Source organism: Nocardiopsis sp. YSL2, from assembly GCF_030555055.1.
In the GTDB taxonomy this organism is placed as follows: domain Bacteria; phylum Actinomycetota; class Actinomycetes; order Streptosporangiales; family Streptosporangiaceae; genus Nocardiopsis.
In genome coordinates this window covers 3,201,180-3,220,925 of the sequence record NZ_JAMOAO010000001.1, presented here as the reverse complement: position 1 = coordinate 3,220,925, position 19,746 = coordinate 3,201,180, and the positions used below count along the sequence as shown (strand labels likewise).

At 71.9% G+C, this 19,746-nt stretch carries 17 protein-coding genes; 5 read left to right on the top strand and 12 right to left on the bottom strand.

Annotated elements, in window-relative coordinates:
• Positions 1-100 precede the first annotated feature (100 nt).
• Positions 101-415, top strand: coding sequence for a putative quinol monooxygenase (locus M1P99_RS14300; RefSeq protein WP_304453147.1), 315 nt, complete (start codon positions 101-103; stop codon positions 413-415).
• A 64-nt stretch (positions 416-479) separates the two neighbouring features.
• Here M1P99_RS14300 and M1P99_RS14295 read toward each other — a convergent pair whose 3' ends face one another.
• The 4 genes from M1P99_RS14295 to M1P99_RS14280 all read right to left on the bottom strand — a co-directional run bounded on the left by M1P99_RS14295 (position 480) and on the right by M1P99_RS14280 (position 6,101).
• The gene (locus tag M1P99_RS14295; protein ID WP_304453146.1) at positions 480-1,238 is read right to left on the bottom strand and encodes an HdeD family acid-resistance protein; all 759 of its coding nucleotides are present in this window, start codon (positions 1,236-1,238) and stop codon (positions 480-482) included.
• Positions 1,239-1,490: 252 nt separating this feature from the next.
• Positions 1,491-2,780 (bottom strand): citrate synthase, encoded by a 1,290-nt coding sequence (locus tag M1P99_RS14290; protein ID WP_304453145.1) that lies wholly within the window; start codon positions 2,778-2,780, stop codon positions 1,491-1,493.
• An 852-nt stretch (positions 2,781-3,632) separates the two neighbouring features.
• Positions 3,633-5,255: a peptide chain release factor 3 gene (locus M1P99_RS14285; RefSeq protein ID WP_304453144.1), complete on the bottom strand. Its 1,623-nt coding sequence runs from the start codon at positions 5,253-5,255 to the stop codon at positions 3,633-3,635.
• A 120-nt stretch (positions 5,256-5,375) separates the two neighbouring features.
• On the bottom strand, positions 5,376-6,101 hold the full coding sequence (locus M1P99_RS14280) for a TetR/AcrR family transcriptional regulator (protein WP_304453143.1): 726 nt from the start codon (positions 6,099-6,101) through the stop codon (positions 5,376-5,378).
• Positions 6,102-6,272: 171 nt separating this feature from the next.
• Here M1P99_RS14280 and M1P99_RS14275 point away from each other — a divergent pair, with 171 nt between their 5' ends.
• Positions 6,273-7,427, top strand: a complete 1,155-nt coding sequence (locus M1P99_RS14275) for an acyl-CoA dehydrogenase family protein (protein ID WP_304453142.1) — start codon at positions 6,273-6,275, stop codon at positions 7,425-7,427.
• Positions 7,428-7,592: 165 nt separating this feature from the next.
• Here the strand turns inward: M1P99_RS14275 and M1P99_RS14270 are convergent, their stop codons facing one another.
• A complete protein-coding gene (locus M1P99_RS14270; protein WP_304453141.1) occupies positions 7,593-8,405 on the bottom strand; it encodes an NAD-dependent epimerase/dehydratase family protein in 813 nt (270 codons plus the stop codon).
• A 104-nt stretch (positions 8,406-8,509) separates the two neighbouring features.
• Complete coding sequence (locus M1P99_RS14265; RefSeq protein ID WP_304453140.1) at positions 8,510-8,749, bottom strand: hypothetical protein; 240 nt, start codon at positions 8,747-8,749, stop codon at positions 8,510-8,512.
• Positions 8,750-8,929: 180 nt separating this feature from the next.
• Here M1P99_RS14265 and M1P99_RS14260 point away from each other — a divergent pair, with 180 nt between their 5' ends.
• From M1P99_RS14260 to M1P99_RS14250, 3 genes are all read left to right on the top strand, one after another.
• Positions 8,930-10,123 (top strand): sensor histidine kinase, encoded by a 1,194-nt coding sequence (locus M1P99_RS14260; protein WP_304453139.1) that lies wholly within the window; start codon positions 8,930-8,932, stop codon positions 10,121-10,123.
• Positions 10,120-10,809 (top strand): response regulator transcription factor, encoded by a 690-nt coding sequence (locus M1P99_RS14255; protein WP_304453138.1) that lies wholly within the window; start codon positions 10,120-10,122, stop codon positions 10,807-10,809. Before M1P99_RS14260 ends, M1P99_RS14255 begins: the two co-directional genes overlap by 4 nt.
• Before the next feature lie 142 nt (positions 10,810-10,951).
• Positions 10,952-11,893 carry a glutaminase gene (locus M1P99_RS14250; RefSeq protein WP_304453137.1) on the top strand — a complete coding sequence of 314 codons (942 nt, stop codon included), beginning with the start codon at positions 10,952-10,954 and terminating at the stop codon, positions 11,891-11,893.
• 45 nt (positions 11,894-11,938) lie between these two features.
• On the opposite strand, the gene M1P99_RS14245 is transcribed toward M1P99_RS14250, so the two are convergent.
• The 6 genes from M1P99_RS14245 to M1P99_RS14220 form a co-directional block, all read right to left on the bottom strand.
• A complete protein-coding gene (locus M1P99_RS14245) occupies positions 11,939-13,687 on the bottom strand; it encodes a serine/threonine-protein kinase (protein WP_304453136.1) in 1,749 nt (582 codons plus the stop codon).
• Between the two features lie 252 nt (positions 13,688-13,939).
• Positions 13,940-15,037, bottom strand: coding sequence for a cytochrome P450 (locus tag M1P99_RS14240; protein ID WP_304453135.1), 1,098 nt, complete (start codon positions 15,035-15,037; stop codon positions 13,940-13,942).
• The gene (locus tag M1P99_RS14235; protein ID WP_304453134.1) at positions 15,034-16,326 is read right to left on the bottom strand and encodes a cytochrome P450; all 1,293 of its coding nucleotides are present in this window, start codon (positions 16,324-16,326) and stop codon (positions 15,034-15,036) included. The genes M1P99_RS14240 and M1P99_RS14235 overlap by 4 nt, the downstream gene beginning before the upstream one ends.
• A 415-nt stretch (positions 16,327-16,741) precedes the next feature.
• The gene (locus tag M1P99_RS14230) at positions 16,742-19,006 is read right to left on the bottom strand and encodes a cation-translocating P-type ATPase (RefSeq protein WP_304453133.1); all 2,265 of its coding nucleotides are present in this window, start codon (positions 19,004-19,006) and stop codon (positions 16,742-16,744) included.
• A 1-nt stretch (position 19,007) separates the two neighbouring features.
• Positions 19,008-19,208 (bottom strand): hypothetical protein, encoded by a 201-nt coding sequence (locus tag M1P99_RS14225; RefSeq protein WP_304453132.1) that lies wholly within the window; start codon positions 19,206-19,208, stop codon positions 19,008-19,010.
• 1 nt (position 19,209) lies between these two features.
• Positions 19,210-19,416 (bottom strand): heavy-metal-associated domain-containing protein, encoded by a 207-nt coding sequence (locus M1P99_RS14220; RefSeq protein WP_304453131.1) that lies wholly within the window; start codon positions 19,414-19,416, stop codon positions 19,210-19,212.
• Positions 19,417-19,746 lie beyond the last annotated feature (330 nt).

Below are 19,746 nucleotides of genomic sequence, written 5' to 3'. Positions count from 1 at the left end.
AGCGGGGCCGGCGGACCCGCGGGACGGGACCGGTCGCGCACGGCCCCCGGTTCCTCGCCGACAATGGCGGAGTCCGCGACACCCACCGGTGGGAGGCCCCGTGCCCGATCACTCCGTCAGCCTCGTCATCTCGGTCCGGGTCCTGCCCGACCGGCGCGCCGACTTCCTCACCGGGATCTCGCGCAACGCCGTGGCGTCGGTCCGCGACGAACCGGGCTGTCTGCGCTTCGACGTGGCCGCCGACGCCTCGGACGAGGACCTGTTCTGGGTCTACGAGGTGTTCGCCGACCTTGAGGCGCTGGAGGCGCACCGTCGGACGCCGCACTACCTCGCCTGGCAGGCGCAGAAGGACGCGCTGATCGTCCCCGGCAGCCAGTCCGACCGCCTCGGGCCGCTTCTCGTCAGCGAGGGGTGAGCCGCCCGGCCGGGAGCGGGCGGCGGGGACGGCCGGGAGGACCCGGACGGCGGGAGCCGCCGGATCAGATCCGCCCGGGAGCCTCCGGGGGCTCCGGGGGCTCGTCGTCCCGGCGCGCGCGGTGGCGTCCCCCCGAGCGCGGGTCCTCCCCCGGATCGGGCCGGAGGCCGCCCTCGTCCCCGCCGAAGTCCTCGCCGCCCGCGTAGTCCTCCACCGGTGCGTCGGCCCGCGTTCCCGGGTGGCCCCGTTCCCCCGGCGGGGCGAAGGCCTCGGCCGCGCCACGGAGCCGGAACCCCGCGACGGCCAGCACGGCGCCGAAGATGATGGCGTAGACCCCGACCACGAAGATGATCCACCGTGCCCCCTCCAGGGGCCAGAACCACAGCAGCAGGCCGAAGACGATGGACAGGGCGCCGACGAAGATCAGCAGCCACTCGGAGGTGATGTGCGCCCGCATCCGCACCGCGGTGACGATCTCCGCCACACCGGTCAGGATCGCCCACACCCCGATCACGAAGATCAGCGCGGCGACCGCCACCAGCGGCCAGATCAGCGCGATGAGGCCGATCAGAGCGCTCGCGACGGCCTGCACCACCAGTCCCGCCCGGCTGCCCGGCGCGGAGCGGTAGGCCGCGTAGGCCAGGGCCCCCGCGTCGACGAGCGCGTAGACACCGAACACGACCGCCAGGGCCACGAGTGTCAGACCGGGCCAGATCAGGGCCAGCACCCCGAAGACGATCGCGGCGATCCCCCGCAGGAGGACCAGCCACCAGTTCCGGCTCAGCTCCCCGAGCATGTCGCCGGCCAACGCATACCGGACCATCGTCGCCTCCGCTCGATCGCGCCGTCCGGCCCGCCGAGGGGCCGTACCCTGCCACTTCCCTCACGGTCGCACACCGACGACTCTGCGTAGGCAAAGGACGCGGAAAGGCCCGGTTCTGCACGAGTACGGATGACTCGGGCGGGGCCGCCGTGCTCGCCTCCGTCCGGGCCCCACCGCGCCCGCACGCGCGAACGCCCGCCCGCGTCTCGGCGACGCGGACGGGCGGTGCGGTCACAGCCGACGGGCGGTCGGTCAGCCCTGGCCGGGGTACCGGCGCTCGGTGGCGCCGATGTAGTGCTGCCGCGGGCGCGCGATCCGGAAGGCCGGGTCGTGCAGCTGCTCGCGGTAGTGGGCGACCCAGCCGGGAAGGCGGCCGATGGCGAACAACACGGTGAACATGTTGGTCGGGAAGCCCATGGTGCGGTAGATGACGCCGGTGTAGAAGTCGACGTTCGGGTACAGCTTGCGGTCGGTGAAGTAGGAGTCGGCGAGCGCGGCCGCCTCCAGCTTCAGGGCCAGCTTGAACAGCTCGTCGGGGTTGTCGTCCCGGTCGAGGATCTGGCTGGCCAGAACCTTGATCTCCTTGCTGCGCGGGTCGAAGTTCTTGTAGACCCGGTGGCCGAAGCCCATCAGACGCATCTCGCGGGCCTTCACCCGCTCCAGGAAGTCGTCGATGCTGATGCCGGAGTCGCGGATCTCCTCCAGCATCTCCAGCACGGCCTGGTTGGCGCCGCCGTGCGACGGGCCGGACAGGGCGTTGATGCCGGAGGCGATGCTGGCGTAGATGTCGGCCTGCGAGGAGCCGACGACGCGCACGGTGGCGGTGGAGCAGTTCAGCTCGTGGTCCGCGTGCAGGACCAGCAGCATGCCGACGGCCTTGTTGAACAGCTCGCCCAGCTCGCCCTCGGGGGCGCTGTCGCCGAACGTCATCTTGATGAAGTTCTCGACGTAGTCGAGGGAGTCGTCCGGGCTGATCGGCTTCTCGCCGATGGAGTTGCGGTAGATGCGCGACGCGATCGTCGGCAGCTTGGCCATCAGCCGGATCGTGGCGAGCTCGACCTGGTCCTCGTCGGAGGGGTCGACGCTGTCGTGGTAGTAGGCGGCGAGGGTGTTGACGGCGCTGGCCATCAGGGACATCGGGTGCCCGTTGCGGGGCATCGCGTCGATGAGCGCACCCATGTCGTCCGGGATGCGGGCGTTCTCGCGCAGCTTGTCGGAGAACTCCTTGAGCTGGGCGGGTTCCGGCAGCTCGCCGTAGATCACCAGGTAGGCGACCTCGAGGAAGGTCGCGCCCACGGCGAGGTCCTCGATGGGGTACCCGCGGTAGCGCAGGATCCCGGCCGCACCGTCGATGTAGGTGATCTTCGAGCTACACGAAGCGGTGTTGCCGAACCCCGGATCCAGGGTGGTCATCCCAGTCGAGCCCAGCAGTGTCTTCAGCTCGATGGTGCGCTCACCCTCGGTACCGGTGAACACCGGCAGCTTCAGTACGCCGCCGTCGTAGTGGAGCTCCACCGTGCGCTCTTTGTCGTCTTCGCTCATGCCCGAGGTCAACCTTTCCAGGCGGGGGATACGTGAGGTGCGTCAGACGCGGGACGGTCCGCCGCCACGTTCTTGAGTCACTCGTTATTGTTCTGTTTTGTTAAACAACGGTTAAGCAAAATCATATAAGTTCCACCGTTTCGCGAACAGGTGACATGCAACACATACCCAGACGCGCGGATAATTACCACACAGTGAAGATTTACAATCTTTGCCAGCCGTCGATTACGCCGTGATCACCCTGAGGCTCCACGGGCGGCACCGGGGGTCCCCCGATGACACCGTCGCCTCCTGTACCGGTCCCCTGAGCACATCTCCCCTCCCGAACCCGTCGTCCGCGGACGCCCCTTCACAGATCTGGACAGATCCGGGCGACCGGCGGTGCGGTCAGGTGTTCGAGCGAGCTCTAGTGGCCTTCTCTCAGGGTACCTTCGCCCAGATCACGGCAGCTGGCGCGGGGTGCCCCCGAGGCGGTGATCTTGGCCTCCACCCGCGTGCATCCCGCCCCGTACGCCCCACGGCCCCCACCGCGGAGCACGGGAAGATGTCCACTCTGTGTGCCCCGGGCACGGGATTTCACACCGCCCCCGACCGCACCGTGAGACTTTCTCGACCACACGGATACCGACAGGCCCGATCCCTGGACTCATTGCGCGCGACCGACCCCAAGGCATCGACAAAGCGTCATCGGTTTTCACGCGGGGTAAACAGTGTGAACAACCCTCGGTGAAATGGTCGCCGGTGGGGCGGATCACAGACGCGGATCACGGGCCGGGGCGGTTCAGGGACACGGGCACGGCCGACAGGCCGGGCCCCGGACGAAGCTCGTCCGGGGCCCGGCCTGTCGGGGTGTCACTCGCCCTCGGCGACGCCGCCCGCGAGGAGGGGCTCCATGAGCAGGCCCGGGTGCTCGCGCTCCACGACCCGCAGCCGCCACTTGTTGTGCACCAGCACCAGCAGCTCGCCGTCGTTGCGGCGCCGCAGCACCTCCGCGCCCGAGAGCGCGTGCAGGGCCGGGGCCGACTCGGCGTCGGTGCGCCGCGCCACCGAGTAGTCCAGCGGCGAGGTCTCCACCGGCGCCCGGAACTCCTGCTCCATGCGGTGGCGCACCACGTCGAACTGCAGCGGCCCCACCGCCGCCAGCACCGGGGCCTGCTCGCCGCGCACGTCCGAGGTGAGCACCTGCACCACGCCCTCGGCGTCGAGCTGGGCGATGCCGCGCTGGAACTGCTTGTACTTGCCCGCGTCCTTGGCCCGCGCCACCACGAAGTGCTCGGGGGCGAAGCTCGGGATCGGCGGGAACTCCACCTTGGGCCCGTCGTAGAGCGTGTCGCCCACGGCCAGAGCCTGGGCGTTGACCAGCGCGATCACGTCACCCGGGAACGCCGTGTCGATCGTGGACCGCTCCGAGCCGAACACCGCCTGGGAGTACTTCGTCGCGAACGGACGGCCGGTGGAGGCATGGGTGAGCACCATCCCGCGGTCGAACCGCCCCGAGGAGACCCGCACGAACGCCATCCGGTCGCGGTGGTTCTTGTCCATGTTGGCCTGCATCTTGAACACCTGCCCGGAGAACGGCGCCTCCACCGGCCGGGGGGCGTCCTTGGCGTCGGCCTTGGCCGCCGGCGCCGGCGCCAGGTCCACCACCGCCTCCAGCAGCTGCCCCACACCGAAGTTGGGCAGCGCCGCGCCGAAGAGCACCGGGGAGGACTCCCCCGCCATGAACGAGTCGTGGTCGAAGTCGGCGCCCAGCGCCTCCAACAGCTCGATCTCCTCCTGGGCCTGCTCCCACTCGGCGCCCTCGATCCCGGCCGCCTTCTCCGCGTCCAGGACCTCCTCCAGGGCCTTGGTGGCCCCGCCCGGCTGCCGCGTCATCTTCGTGTAGGTGCCGCTCACCCGGTCGATGAGCCCGCGGAAGTCCCCCGCGATGCCCACCGGCCAGTTCAGCGGAGTGGGCCGCAGACCGATCCGCTGCTCGATCTCGTCCAACAGCTCCAGCGGCTCGCGCCCGGGCCGGTCCCACTTGTTGACGAACGTGATCACCGGCATCTTCCGCGCCCGGCACACGTCGAAGAGCTTCAGCGTCTGCGGCTCCAGGCCCTTGGCCGAGTCCAGCAGCATGATCGCGCAGTCCACCGCCGACAGCACCCGGTAGGTGTCCTCGGAGAAGTCCGCGTGCCCCGGGGTGTCCACCAGGTTCAGCACACGGTCGTCGTAGTCGATGCGCAGGGCCGCCGAGGTGATCGAGATCCCCCGGTCCTGCTCCATGTCCATCCAGTCCGAGGTCACACCACGACGGTCGCCCTTGCCGTGCACCGCACCGGCCGAGGAGATCGCCGCCGCGTGCAGTGCCAGGGCCTCGGTCAGCGTCGACTTACCGGCGTCGGGGTGCGAGATCACCGCGAACGTCCGCCGACGCCCCGCCTCCCGCGACACCTCGGCCTCCTGCTTCGCGCCCGCCGTGTCCACGCTCATCCTCGCTGCCCGTCCCGCCTCGTGTACTGGTCGCGCCCGAATCCGGGCCCCGTCCAGCCTACGCCCGGCACGGGGGCGCCGGGACTGCCGCGGAGCCTCCCACGGGGCGGCCGCCCCGTGTCAGGAGTCCTGCTCGACGGCGGCGCCGATACGGCGGAGCAGGGCTTCGCGGTCGGCCCCTCCCGGGTAGACCGCGACCAGCACCCGGTCCGCGGGCGGACCCTCCTCCTCCACCGACAACACCGTCCGCGCCGTGCGGCGGACCAGGTCCATCGCGGTGTCGAACCGGGCCCACACCCGCCGCCCGTCCTCCGACGGATCGCGCAGCCAGGACCGCAGTACGTGGTTGTGCGCGGCGATGACCGAGGCCGCGACCACCCCGGCGGGCAGGGAGCGGCCCTCCGCGCCCTCCCGGTCGGCCAGGAAGCGGCTGAACGCGGACTGGTAGCGGGCGGTCATGGCCACCTCGCGGTCGCGCAGCCGGGGGTGGGCGCGCACCAGGCGGTAGCGCGGCACGGTCACCTCGGGATCGCGCAGGTAGCCCTGGAGGACCAGGCGGGCGGCGGAGCACACCGCCTCCAGCGGCTCGTCGGGGGAGGCCTCCAGATAGGCGACCACGGTCGCGAAGAGCTCGTCGTGCTCGGCGAAGAGGATGTCCTCCTTCGAGCCGAAGCGACGGAACAGGCTCCGGCGGCTCATCCCCGCGGCGGTGGCGATCCCCTCCATCGTGGTGCTCTCGAAGCCGTCCTCGGTGAACAGCCGCACCGCGGCCAGCACCACCTCGCGTGTGGCCGCGCGCGACGGCCCGTTCCGGCCGGCCGACCGCTCCTGGGCACCGTTCCCCACGCCGCTCTCACCCCTTCCACCGGCCCCGCGTCCACTCGACGCCACCCAGAAGGTATCCGACCCGGTCTGTGTACTTCGTCCCGTTCACCCCCTACCCTGGCACTGGATGCCATACACCGGCACGCGGTGCCAAGTGCCGAGGGGCGGGACACCCTCGGGGAGGGAAGACTCATGAGCGACTTCGACCTGTTCAAGACCACCGAGGAGCACGAGGAGCTGCGCGAGGCCGTACGCTCCGTCGCCGAGGACAAGATCGCGCCGCACGCCGCCGAGGTGGACGAGACCAGCTCCTTCCCCCAGGCCGCCCACGACGCCCTGGTCGCCACCGACTTCCACGCCGCGCACATCGAGGAGAAGTACGACGGCGTCGGCGCCGACGCGCTGGCCACCTGCATCATCATCGAGGAGGTCGCGCGGGCCTGCGCCTCGTCCTCCCTCATCCCCGCGGTCAACAAGCTCGGCACCATGCCCGTCATCCTGGGCGCCTCCGAGGAGGTCAAGCAGCGCTACCTGCCCGAGGTCGCCAGCGGCGCGGCGATGTTCTCCTACGGCCTCTCCGAGCGCGAGGCGGGCTCCGACACCGCGAGCATGCGCTCCCAGGCCGTGGCCGACGGCGACGACTGGATCCTCAACGGGCAGAAGTCCTGGATCACCAACGCCGGCGTGAGCAAGTACTACACCGTCCTGGCCGTGACCGACCCCGACGGCCCGCGCGGCCGCAACATCTCGGCGTTCGTCCTGCACGCCGACGACGAGGGCTTCTCGCTGGGCGAGCCCGAGCGCAAGCTCGGCATCAAGGGCTCCCCCACCCGCGAGCTGTTCTTCGACAACGTGCGCGTGCCCGGCGACCGCATCGTCGGCGCCCCGGGCGAGGGCCTCAAGATCGCCCTGCGCACGCTCGACCACACCCGCGTGACCATCGGCGCCCAGGCCGTCGGCATCGCGCAGGGCGCGCTCGACCACGCCGTGGCCTACGTCAAGGAACGCAAGCAGTTCGGCAAGGCCGTCGCCGACTTCCAGGGCGTCCAGTTCATGCTCGCCGACATGGCCATGAAGCTGGAGACGGCCCGCCAGATGGTCTACGTCGCCGCCGCCAAGTCCGAGCGCGGCGACAGCGACCTGGCCTTCTACGGCGCGGCGGCCAAGTGCTACGCCTCCGACGCGGCCATGGAGATCACCACCGACGCCGTGCAGCTGCTGGGCGGCGCCGGCTACGTCAAGGACTTCCCGCTGGAGCGCATGATGCGCGACGCCAAGATCACGCAGATCTACGAGGGCACCAACCAGATCCAGCGCATGGTGATGGCCCGCCAGCTCCTCAAGTAGGCCGCTAGACACACGAAGGCCCTGGTCGTCCCGCCCTTCCACCGGAAGCCGGCGAGACGGCCGGGGCCTTCGCCATGCGCCTGGCGCGTGCCCTGTTCCGGTCCCGTTCCCCCACGTGGGCGGCGCCCGCCATGGTCCTGCCGGTCCCGCGCGGCGGGGACCGGGTCAGACCGTGGCCTCGCGCACGAAGCGGGCCATCGGGATCGGGTCGCGCCCCAGCGCGGCGCGCACGTCCTCGCTGACCGAGCCCGCCAGCCCCGCGTTGGCGGCGGCGAAGCGCTCGTTGAGGGTGTCGATGTAGCGCTCGCCCCATCCGCGGTCGGACGCCCGGAAGTAGAACCCGGCCTCGTCGATCGCCTTGTACCGCCACACCGGGCTGTCCGTGCCCTTGGTCATCGCGACCACCTCGCGGAAGGTCAGCGCCTGCGGGCCGGTCAGCGTGTACTCGCGGCCGTGGTGGTCGGCGGTCAGGGCGGCCACGGCCGCGTTGGCGACGTCGCGCGCGTCCACGAAGCTGACCGCCGCCTGCTTGCGCACGGGCAGCTCCAGGCGCCCGTTGCGCGACCGGGCCAGGTTCGCGAAGACGCCCTCGGTGAAGTCCTGGTGGAACCAGTTGGGGCGCAGGACGGTCCAGCGGCCCAACAGCTCCTTGGCCCGCATCTCGGCGGTGCGCTGGTCGGAGTCGGAGGGCGCGTGCTCGGTGCCCATGGCCGACATCACGACCGCGTGGTCCACCCCCGCCTCGGCCGCGCGTTCCAGGAAGCCGCCCACACGGCTGCCGAGGCCGAGCCCGACCGGCGTCACGACGAACACGCTGTCCACGCCCTTGAGGACGTCCCCCCAGTTGGCGGTGTCCGTCCAGTCCAGGCGGGTGGGAGAGGTACGGGAGGCACCCGTCGCGGGCAGCCCGCGCCGCTGCAGCTCCGCGAGGACGCGTCTGCCCACCATGCCGGTGGCCCCGGTGACCAATGTGCTCATCGGCCCCACCGTACCGACCCCGGACACCTGGTGCTCCCTTCCGGTGCCGCGGGGTGATCACGCGCCCGGCCGGACCGGGCCGCCCGCTCCGCCCCGCGGTCGGCTCACCGCCGGCGCTCGGGGGCCAGGGCCTCCATCGCCAGGACCAGCGCGCCGCCCAGGGCGGCCACCGCCAGGTTGGCGAACAGCGCGTACTCCTGCAGGAGGGCCGCGTGGGGAACGACGAACCTGTTGAAGGAGTTGAGGACGATACCGAAGAACGGCTGGTACCAGAGGTGGTCGATGGCACCGCTGACGCCGATGAGGAAGACGAGCAGTCCGAGGCCCTGAAGAGTCTTTCGCATGCCACCGACGCTAGGTCCCGGGCGGGGCCGCGGGCATCGGCCACCGGCGTGGACAGGCGCGTCGGGGGAACCGGCCGGACGCGGCCCCGGCGCGACCAAAGTATGGAGTCGCCCGACATCGGTAGCGCGCTCCCCGCGGGTGCCGCCCTCGGCGCCGCCCGCGCCGTAGACTCCCTGGCGATGAACGCTTCCACCGACTCGGACCGGCGGCGACGGCGCTCCGTGCGCGACTGGGTCGTGGACTTCACCATGTTCCTGCTCGCGGTCGGCTTCGGGCTGGCGCTGGCGATCGAGTTCCCCGACTCCCCGCACGGGGGCGGCCAGCCCTCGCCCGCCGTCGACCTGCCGCTCTGGCTGTCGGTCACCGAGCAGGTGACCGCGCTGGCCGCGTGTGTGGGGCTGTGGTGGCGGCGCCGGTGGCCGGTCGAGCTCGCCGTGGTGCTGGTCCTGCTCTCCTCGGTTCTGACGCTGGTGTCCGGGGCGATGCTCATCGCCCTGTTCTCCCTGGCGGTCCACCGGCCGCCGAAGGTCAGCCTCTCCGTGCTCGCGCTCGCCGTGGCCTCCGCCTCCGTCCACGCGGTCGTGCGCCCCGACCCCTACACGCCCTTCCTGGTCGACTTCCTGCTCGGCGTCGCCATCCTGAGCGCCGTGACCGGCTGGGGTCTGACCGTCCACCACCGCAGACGGCTCGTGGAGTCGCTGCGCGACCGGGCCGTGCACGCCGAGACCGAGGCCCGTCTGCGCGCCGAACAGGCCCAGCACCAGGTCCGCGAGTCGATCGCCCGTGAGATCCACGACGTCCTCGGGCACCGGCTCTCCCTGCTGAGCGTGCTCGCCGGCGCCCTGGAGTACCGGCCGGACACGCCGCCGGAGCAGGTCGCGCGGTCGGCGAAGGTCATCCGGGAGAGCGCCCACCAGGCGCTCCAGGACCTGCGCGAGGTGATCGGCGTCCTGCGGGCCCCGGTGGGCGAGCTGCCCCAGCCGACCATGGCCGACCTGCACCAGCTCGTGGCCGAGGCCGACGACGTCGGCGCCCGGGTCGAGCTGTCGCAGGAGCACGAGGGGCGGGTCCCGGACCGGGTCGGGCGGACGGTCTACCGGATCGTCCAGGAGGCCCTGACCAACGCGCGCAAGCACGCCCCGGGCGCCGACACACGGGTCCGGGTCTCCGGCGGCCCGGGCGACGGGCTCACCGTGGACGTGGTGAACGACGCGGCCGCCTCACCACCCGGGCACCCGGCCAGCGGGGACGGGTCGGGCCAGGGGCTGGTCGGCCTGGCCGAGCGGGTGTCGCTGGCGTCGGGCCGGCTGGAGCACGGTCCGACCGGGTCCGGTGGCTGGCGGCTCTCGGCCTGGCTACCGTGGGCGTCATGAGCGCACCGCAGCGGGACGGCCGACGGATCGGGGTCGTCATCGTCGACGACGACGCACTGGTGCGGGTCGGTCTGGTCATGATGATGGGCGGAGCGCCCGACATCCGGGTGCTCGCCGAGGCCGAGGACGGCGCCGGCGTGCTCGCCCTGGCCGAGGAGCACGACCCCGACGTCGTCCTGATGGACATCCGCATGCCGGGTGTGGACGGGCTGACCGCCACCGAGCGCCTGCGCACCCTCCCTCGACCGCCCGAGGTCCTGGTCCTGACCACCTTCGACGCGGACGAGCACGTCCTGCGGGCCCTGCGGGCGGGCGCGGCGGGCTTCCTGCTCAAGGACACACCGCCGGACGAGATCGTCGAATCGGTGCGCCGGGTCGCCCGGGGCCTGCCCGTGCTCTCCCCCAGCGTCACCCGGCGCCTCATCGACCGGGTGGCCTCGACCGGGCACGACCAGCGCGCGGTCCGCGCCCGGGAGCGGCTGTCGGTGCTCAACACCCGGGAGGCCGAGGTGGCGGTCGCCGTCGGCGAGGGCCGGTCCAACGCCGACATCGCCGCCACCCTGTTCCTCAGCGTGCCGACGGTGAAGACGCACGTGTCGAACATCCTCACCAAGCTCGACCTCAACAACCGGGTCCAGGTGGCCCTGCTGGTCCACGACGCCCAGCTCCTGGACGGTACCGGGTAGGAGCGCCGCGGCAAGGGCGGGGCGGCTGTGGCGGGGCGGGGCGCCGACACTCCGGACACGCCGGGCGCTGCCGCGACGGCCCGGCCCCGCGCCGCATACTGCCAGTGACGACCGCGCCACCGGACAGCACGGAGGGCCTGCGATGAGCGGTGCCGCCCACGGCACGACCGACGCCCGCTTCGCCGGGATCCTGGACAGCGTCATGGAGCAGGTCCGCCCGCACGTCGGGGCGGGCCGGGACGCCGACTACATCCCGGAGCTGAGCAAGGTCGACCCGCGCCAGTTCGGGTTCACCGTCGCCACCGTGGACGGCTCCGTCCACTCCGTCGGCGACTTCCACGTCCGCTTCTCCATGCAGAGCATCACCAAGGTCTTCACCCTGGCGCTGGTGATGAGCCGGGCCGACCACGGGATCTGGCAGCGGGTCGGCCGCGAGCCGTCCGGATCGGCCTTCAACTCGCTCTACCAACTGGAGTTCGAGAACGGAATCCCGCGCAACCCGCTGATCAACCCGGGCGCCATCGTCGTCACCGACCAGCTGCTGAGCGACACCGGTGACGCCCTGTCCGCGCTGTTGGACCTGCTGCGCGCGGAGACGGGCAACCCGGAGCTGAGCGTCGACAGCGTCACCGCGGGCTCCGAGGCCGAGACGGGCCACCGCAACCGGGCCCTCGCCTACCTGATGGCGAGCTTCGACAACATGCGCAACCCGGTGCCCGAGGCGCTCGACCACTACTTCCGCCAGTGCTCGATCACCATCTCGACCGAGGAGCTGGCCCGCGCGGGACTGCTGCTGGCCCGGCACGGGGTACGCGCCGACGGCGGTCGGCTGATCAGCCACGGAGACGCCCGGCGCATCATGTCGATCATGCTGACCTGCGGCACCTACGACGCGGCGGGCGAGTTCGCCTACCGCATCGGGCTTCCCTGCAAGAGCGGCGTGGGCGGCGGCATCCTGGCGATCGTGCCGGGACGCTACTCCGTGGCCGCCTGGGGGCCGGGGCTGGACACCAAGGGCAACTCGGTCGCGGGCGCGGCGGCGCTGGAGGCGTTCACCGACCTCACCCACTGCTCGGTGTTCTGAACCCGCGGGCGGGCCAAGGACCGCGGATCGGGACGGCGCGTACCGTCAGGCGGCCGGCTCGAAGGTCTCCGACATCCGGTCCAGCAGCGCCCGGTTGGCCTCGGGGTCGTCGTTGCTCGCGACGAGGAACAGCGCGTAGCCCTTCTCCTCGGTGTGGAAGCCCCGGTTGATGCCGTGCATCCGCCCGCCGTCGCCGTCGAAGGTGAACTCCCAGTCGGCGGCGCTGACGTAGTCCTCGGTCCAGTCGGCCTCGACGTCCTCGATCCCCGTGAGGTCGTAGCCGCGGAAATTGCCCCGGGCGTTCGGCTCCAGCGCGCGCCAGTCGTCCCCGGCGTCCGAGTTGGGCTCGTCGGTCTGGTCCACGAGCAGGTAGCCGCCGTCGGGGTTGCGGAAGTAGACCATGGTGTCCCGGCGGTCCTCGTTCCAGTCCTCGGGCACGTCCACGGAGAAGCCGGTCGGGTCCTCGTGGCGGACCAGGAAGTCCCACTCCTCGTCCGGCTCCTCGGACTCCTCGGGCTCCGGCTCCTCCGCGCCACCGGGGTCCCCTTCCCCCTCGTCGCCGGTCTCCTCCCGCGCCTCGCCGTCGGTGGGGTCCCCGCCCGTGCCCGCGCCCGCTTCCTGGGAGCCGTCGACCAGTCCCGCGTCCGGCCCCGCGCCCGGCCGGTTCATGCTCAGCAGAACGCTGGTCGTCGCCCCGGCCACCAGGAGGACGAGCACGGCCGCCACGATCAGCAGGGTGCGCCGGCCGTGCGCTCCCCGGCCCCCGCGGCCCGCGGCCCGCACCGGTGCGGGCGCAGCGGCGGACGCCGCCGCCTCGTCGGCTCGCGTCGGCTCCTTCGGAAGGTCCGGGGAGGGCGCGGCCGGCGCCGCCTCCGCCCCATCCTCGTCCGGGGCCGGGGACAGGTCCGCGGGCGCGGTCGTGGCCAGGGCCGGGGCGACGGCCGACGCGCCCGCGGACTCCTCCTCGGCGTCGCGGATCTCCCGCAACCGGACGCGCGCCTCGGTGACCGTCGGGCGGTCCTCGGGGCGCTTCTCGCACAGGGCCTCCAGCAGCGGTCCCAGGGCTCCGGCGCGCTCGGCCTCGGGCAGGTCCTGGGTGACGATCGCGGTGAGCGTCGCCATCGGGGTGGGCCGGTCGAACGGCAGGCCGCCCTCGACCGCCTGGTAGAGCGTCACCCCCAGCGACCACAGGTCGGAGGCCGGGGTCGCCGACTGGCCCTGCGCGACCTCCGGGGCGAGGTAGCTGGGTGAACCGATCAGCAGGCCCGTGCTGGTCAGGTGGGTGGAGCCGTCGAGGTGGGCGATGCCGAAGTCGGTGAGCACCGCGCGGTCGTCCCCTGCGATGAGCACGTTGCCGGGCTTGACGTCGCGGTGCACGATCCCGCGCCCGTGCGCCTCCGCCAGCCCGGCGGCCATCTGCTCACCGATCCCCGCGGTCCGGCCCACGCCGATGACGCCGTCGGTCTTGACGAGGTCGCCCAGGGAGGGTCCGCGGACGAGCTCCATCACGATCCACGGGCGGCCGTCCTCCTCGGCCACGTCGAACACCGTGATGATCGACGGGTGGCTGAGCTGCGCCGCGCTGCGCGCCTCGCGGAGCATGCGGGTCCGCAGGACCTCGATCTCGTGCGGGGGGAGGTTGGCGGGGGTGGTCAGCTCCTTGACCGCGACGGGCCGGTCCAGGAGGGTGTCGGTCCCCTTCCAGACCCTCCCCATGCCGCCTGTGCCGAGCACCTCTTCCAGGCGGTAGCGGCTGGCCAGGAGTCGACCGGGGTCGGCTTCCGAACTGTTCATAAGTGTGCGATTCCTCTGAGGGGGGAGGCAGGCATGGGAGGTCGGGGCAGGTGGAGGGGCACCACTGGGAGACACCAGCGAGTCTAGGAGCCGAACCGACCGGCGACGTTCCCCGCCCGGGTGTCCGGGTTGTCCACCGCCTCGGGCCGGCTCGGACGAATCACCCCTGACATGCGACGATCCCGCCGTGGACGCTGTGACGCGTCCGACGGCGGGACCGGCTCGTCCGGGCGTGTCCCACACCCGGGTGGGTCAGGTGAGGCGGACGGGGAGTGACCGCACGCCCCCGACGATGAAGGACGGAAGCTGCTCCAGGTCCTGCTCGGCCACGGCGAGGTCGAGTCCGGGGAAGCGCGCGAACAGGCGCGGCAGCAGTTCCAGGACCTCCATCCGGGCCAGGCTCGCGCCCAGGCAGTAGTGCCGGCCGTGGGAGAACGACAGGTGGGCGGAGTCCTCGCGGGTGATGTCGAACAGGTGCGCGGTCCCGCCGTATCGTTCGGGGTCGCGGCCCGCGGAGCCGTAGCCCAGCAGCAGCGGCTCCCCGGCGGGCACGGTCACCCCGGCCAGCTCGACCTCCTCGGTGGTGTACCGCATCGGCACGAACGCGCTGGCGCCGTCCCAGCGCAGGACCTCCTCCAGGGCGCGGTCCCACCCGACCTCGCCCGACAGCACCAGGTCGAGCTGCGCGCGGTGGCCGAGCAGCGCCCGCACCGCGTTGGCGATGAGGTTCATCGTGGTCTCGTAGCCCGCGCTGATGATCAGCACCAGGCTCCAGACCAGTTCGTCCTCGCTGAGCCTGTCGCCCTCGTCGCGGGCGGCGATGAGGTCGCTGGTCAGGTCGTCGCCCGGTTCCGCGCGCTTGGTGGCGACCAGCTCCGTCAGCAGCGCCCACATCTCCATGAAGGTCGCCATGGCCTCGTCGGGGCCGATGCTCTGGTCGAAGAACACGCTGACCTGGCGGTGCAGCTTCGGCCGGATGTCCTGGTCCAGTCCGAAGAGGTCGCTGATGACCGTCACCGGAAGCGGCTGTGCCACGGTCGCCTTGAAGTCGACGACCCCGTCGCCGGCCGCGGCGGCCTCCGCCGCCAGGGAGTCGAGGAGGCCTTCCACGAGTACGACGATGCTCTCGCGGAGCCGTTCGAGTCGGCGCGGGGTGAACGCGCGCGAGACCAGCTTGCGCAGCCGGGTGTGCTCGGCGCCGTCGCTGGTGAGCATGTTCTCGGCGATGATCCAGGAGATGAGCGGCCAGTCCGGGGGAACCTCACCGGCGTTGAAGGCCGTCCAGTGCTTCCTGTCCTTCTGCACCCTCGGGTCGGCCAGCGCCTCGTCGACGGCCGCGTGCGTGGTCACGACCCACGCAGCAACCTCACCAGGAAGTTCGACAGGGACGACAGGCCCCAGGGCGCGGAGGTGCTCGGTCTGGGCTCGGAGGTTTCCAGGGGCGAGTCGGACGGCGTCCACGACTCTCCTTCCTCGTGTGGGGAGCTGAGCGGGGACTGCGGCGTGAAGCGGACGGGCAGGTGCAGGGGGAGCCAGGTCAGCGTGGAGAGCTGGTAGCGCAGTTCGTCGGGCGCCACGGCCAGGGTCAGGCCGGGCAGCCGGGTGAGAAGTGTGCGCACGGCGATGGCCACCATGGTGGTGGCCTCGTCGATGGCCGGGCAGCGGTGGGGGCCCGCGCCCCAGGCGACGTGCGCCCGGTTGCTGGTCTCGGCCATCTCCTCGGCGTTCTCCTTGAGGAAGAAGTGGTCCGAGGCGGCGAAGCCCAGCAGGACCGGTGAACCGGCCTCGATGACGCGCCCTCCGCCGAGGGGCACGTCCACGCGCGGGTAGATCACGGGGTAGTTGGTGATCGGCGGGTCCTTCCACAGGACCTCGTTGACGACGTCGTCCAGGGCCGCCGCCGACAGCGAGGCGTCCGAGCCCGTGGTGACGCCCGGCCTGGTCAGGACCTCGCGGACGGTCGCGTACAGCAGAGCGGCCGTGGGCTCGTTGGACGCCGAGATGATGAGCAGGAGCTGGTGGAGCACCTCCTCGTCGGTCAGGGCCGCGCGGTGCTGGATCAGCCGGGTGGTGAGGTCGTCCCCGGGCACCCGGTGCTTGGCGGAGACCACCTCCGACAGTGCCCGCTCGGCCTCGGCGTTGGCGCGCTCGCTGTCCACGCCCGCCCAGATGTTGCGCATGGCGGAGGCGAAGCGCAGGCCCTGGTCCTCGCTGAACCCGAAGAGCTCGTTCATCACCAGCAGGGGCAGCATGCGGCCGTACTCGTTGAGGACGTCGGCCTCGCCGCGCTCGCAGAACTGGTCGATCAGGCTGTCGGCGTAGCGCCGGGTGGTCTCGGACAGCCGGCGCTCACTCACGCTGCCGAGGCAGTCGGTGAGGGCGCGGCGCAGGCGCTGGTGCTCGCTGCCGTCGACGAACAGGGCGTTGGGGCGGGGCGCCATCATCGGGATGAGGCCGGAGTCGACCCCCACCCGGCCCTCGCGGTAGTCCTTCCACAGCCGGGAGTCGTGCGTGAAGGTCGTGGTGTCCCGGGACCAGGAGATCAGGGTGGAGTAGTCGGTGACGAGCCACCCGTGCACGCCGGGTTCGAGCTCGACGGGGACCACGGGGCCGTGGTCGGCGCGCATCTTCTCGTACACGGCGTAGGGGTCGGGGTGCGGCTCACTGTGGTGGAGCGCTACGTGTGGGCATCCAGATGTCACGGGACCTCGGCTGGGGGGTGGGGTCGGGGACGGGAGGGGCCGTCCTTCCAGGGCTCGGGCACGGCGAAAGGCCGCGCGGGTTGGCGCGAGAACCCCCGACTACGGGGAGTTCTCGCGCAAACCCTAGCGGCCTCGTGCCCGGGAAGCGAGACCCCGGTCACCATCAGGGCACACTCCGTTGCTCGGGGCGCTTCACGCCGGGGCCCTCGTCGTCGCTACTGCCTGGCTCGTTCCCGCACCGTCGCCCGCCACCACCCTCAACGGACGCCTGCGGCGCGGCCCTTCCTGCTTTGGCCCGGACAGACCCCCTGTGGTCCCGGCAAGCGGGACCGCTTCGGCCAGGCCACCCTGGTCAGTCCTGGGGTGCGGGCTCGGTGAGCGGCCGGAAGCGGCGCAGCCGCTGGCTGTTGGTCACCACGAACACGCTCGACATCGCCATCGCCGCACCCGCCAGCATCGGGTTGAGCAGGCCCGCCGCGGCGATCGGCAGCGCCGCCGCGTTGTAGGCGAAGGCCCAGAACAGGTTGCCGCGGATGGTCTTGAGCGTGCGCCGGGACAGCCGCACCGCGTCCGCGGCGGCCCGCAGGTCCCCGCGGACGAGCGTCAGGTCGCTGGCTTCGATCGCCACGTCGGTACCGGTGCCCATGGACAGCCCCAGGTCGGCCTGGGCCAAGGCGGCGGCGTCGTTGACCCCGTCGCCGACCATGGCCACGGTGCGCCCCTCGGCCTGCAGCCGGGTGACGACGTCGACCTTGTCCTTGGGCAGGACCTCGGCGATGACCTCCTCGATCCCGACCTCGTCGGCGACGGCGCGTGCCACGGCCTTGTTGTCGCCGGTGAGCAGGATCGGGGTCAGTCCCAGGTCGCGGAACTGCCGGACCGCCTCGGCGCTGGTCGGCTTGACCGTGTCGGACACCACCAGCACGCCCCGGGCCCGGCCGTCCCAGCCCACGGCGACGGCCGTGCGGCCCCGGGTCTCGGCGGCCTCGACCGCGTCGGCGAGCTCCTCCGGCAGGTCCTGCGACCACTCGGCGAGCAGCGCGACCCGGCCCACGAGGACGGCGTGGCCGTCCACGACGCCCTGGACGCCCCGGCCCTCGATGTTGGCGAAGTCCTCGGGTGCGGGCAGCGCCCCCACCCTCTCGGTCGCGCCCTTGGCGATCGCCCTGGCGATGGGGTGCTCGGAGGCGTTCTCCAGCGCTCCGGCCAGGCGCAGCAGTTCGTCCTCGTCCTGCCCGTGGGCGGCGGTGACGGCGGCGAGGGCCATGGTCCCGGTGGTGACGGTGCCGGTCTTGTCCAGGACGACGGTGTCGACCCGGCGGGTGCTCTCCAGGACCTCGGGGCCCTTGATGAGGATCCCGATCTGGGCGCCGCGGCCCGTGCCCATCATCAGCGCCATGGGCGTGGCCAGGCCGAGCGCGCAGGGGCAGGCGATGATGAGGACGGCGACGGCGGCGGTGAACGCGGCGGCGGTCGGCTCGCCGGTTCCGAGCCAGAAGCCGAGGGTGCCGACCGCGATCATGATGGCGACCGGAACGAACACCCCGGACACGCGGTCCGCGAGCCGCTGCACGGCGGCCTTGCCGTTCTGGGCGTCCTCGACCAGGCGCGCCATCTGGGCGAGCTGGGTGTCGGAGCCGATCCGCGAGGCGCGCACGACCAGGCGGCCGCCCGCGTTGACGGTGGCGCCGACGACGGTGCTGCCGGGCGCGACCTCCACCGGGACGGACTCGCCGGTGAGCATGCTCATGTCGACCGCGGACGTGCCCGTCTCGACGGTACCGTCGGTCGCGATCTTCTCCCCGGGGCGGACCACGAAGAGGTCGCCGACGGCGAGCCGGTCGACCGGGACGAGCTCCTCGCGGCCGTCCCGCAGGACCGTGACCTCCTTGGCGCCCATTTCGAGCAGGGCGCGCAGCGCGGTCCCGGCCCGGCGCTTGGAGCGCGCCTCGAAGTACTTGCCGAGCAGGATGAAGGAGGTGACGCCGGCGGCGACCTCCAGGTAGATGTTGCCGGAGCCGTCGGTGCGGGAGATGGTGAACTCGAAGGGGTGCACCATGCCCGGCGTCCCGGCGGTACCGAGGAAGAGGGCGTACAGCGACCACAGGAACGCGGCGGTCACGCCGAGCGAGACCAGGGTGTCCATGGTGGCGGTGCCGAGCTTGAGGTTCTTCCACGCCGAGACGTGGAAGGGCAGGGCGCCCCAGACGATGACGGGGGCGGCCAGGGCCAGCGAGGCCCACTGCCAGTAGGTGAACTGCAGGGCGGGGACCATCGCCATGGCGATGACGGGGACCGAGAGCGCCAGGGAGATGACCACCCGGTCGCGCAGCGCGCGGGTGGGGTCGGCCTCCTCCTCGGACTCCTGGGCCGCGGACTTCTCCGTGCGGGGGACGGCGGCGGTGTAGCCGGCCTTCTCGACCTGGGCGACGAGCTCCTCGATCTCGATCGGCGCTCCGTCGAAGTTCACCCGCGCCTTCTCCGTCGCGAAGTTGACGCTGGCGGTGACACCGTCGAGCTTGTTCAGCCGCTTCTCGACGCGGTTGGCGCAGGCGGCGCAGGTCATGCCGCCGATGGCCAGTTCGACCGACCGCTCCTGGGTTCTGCTGGTCGTCACGTCACCGCTCCATGTCCGTGTCGTCGTGGCCGCCCGCCTCGTCGGGGTCGGCGGTGTCCTCGTGGCCCTGGTCCTCCGCGTGCTCTGTGTTCTGCGTCCGCTCCGGCAGAACGGGGCCGGCCAGGGAGCCGGCCCCGAACATCACGGCGAACACGGCCACGAGGCCCAGAACGTAGAGCCCGAGCTTCGTGGTCACGTTCATGTCAGGCACGCACCTCGTAGCCGGCCTCGTCGATGGCGGCACGCACCGAGGCGTCGTCGACGTCGCCCTGGCTGGTGACGGTCACCTTGCCGGACTCCAGGTCCACCTGAACGTCGGTGATCCCGTTGACCCCGGTGACCTCCTCGGTCACGGAGTTCACGCAGTGCCCGCAGGTCATGCCGTCGACCGTGTAGACAGCGGTAGCCATGTCGCCTCCTGATTCGTGTGGCGGCCCCTGATGCGGACCGCTCCAACAGGACCCGACTATACCCCTAGGGGGTATCCGTCCGTCAAGTTCCGCCGTCGCACGTCCGCGACCCGCTTCCTCACAGTACCCCAGGGGGGTACCAAGGAACGGCAAAGAAGCCCCCGCCCGGACGCGTCCGGATCTCGCGGGGGCCTGCGCTGGAGAGGAGGTGGGTGGGGGTGGGTGGGGGTGGGTGGGGGTGGGTGCGGGTCGGACCGGGACCGGGACCGGGACCGGTGGGATCGGCTCGGCCTCGGCGTTTCCGGGGCCGGTGGGGACGGCGGCCGGAGG

Coding starts and splice junctions, on each gene's coding strand:
- M1P99_RS14295 (WP_304453146.1), bottom strand. CDS start 1,238: ATGGTCCGGTATGCGTTGGCCGGCGACATGCTCGGGGAGCTGAGCCGG.
- M1P99_RS14290 (WP_304453145.1), bottom strand. CDS start 2,780: ATGAGCGAAGACGACAAAGAGCGCACGGTGGAGCTCCACTACGACGGC.
- M1P99_RS14285 (WP_304453144.1), bottom strand. CDS start 5,255: ATGAGCGTGGACACGGCGGGCGCGAAGCAGGAGGCCGAGGTGTCGCGG.
- M1P99_RS14275 (WP_304453142.1), top strand. CDS start 6,273: ATGAGCGACTTCGACCTGTTCAAGACCACCGAGGAGCACGAGGAGCTG.
- M1P99_RS14270 (WP_304453141.1), bottom strand. CDS start 8,405: ATGAGCACATTGGTCACCGGGGCCACCGGCATGGTGGGCAGACGCGTC.
- M1P99_RS14265 (WP_304453140.1), bottom strand. CDS start 8,749: ATGCGAAAGACTCTTCAGGGCCTCGGACTGCTCGTCTTCCTCATCGGC.
- M1P99_RS14260 (WP_304453139.1), top strand. CDS start 8,930: ATGAACGCTTCCACCGACTCGGACCGGCGGCGACGGCGCTCCGTGCGC.
- M1P99_RS14255 (WP_304453138.1), top strand. CDS start 10,120: ATGAGCGCACCGCAGCGGGACGGCCGACGGATCGGGGTCGTCATCGTC.
- M1P99_RS14250 (WP_304453137.1), top strand. CDS start 10,952: ATGAGCGGTGCCGCCCACGGCACGACCGACGCCCGCTTCGCCGGGATC.
- M1P99_RS14245 (WP_304453136.1), bottom strand. CDS start 13,687: ATGAACAGTTCGGAAGCCGACCCCGGTCGACTCCTGGCCAGCCGCTAC.
- M1P99_RS14225 (WP_304453132.1), bottom strand. CDS start 19,208: ATGAACGTGACCACGAAGCTCGGGCTCTACGTTCTGGGCCTCGTGGCC.
- M1P99_RS14220 (WP_304453131.1), bottom strand. CDS start 19,416: ATGGCTACCGCTGTCTACACGGTCGACGGCATGACCTGCGGGCACTGC.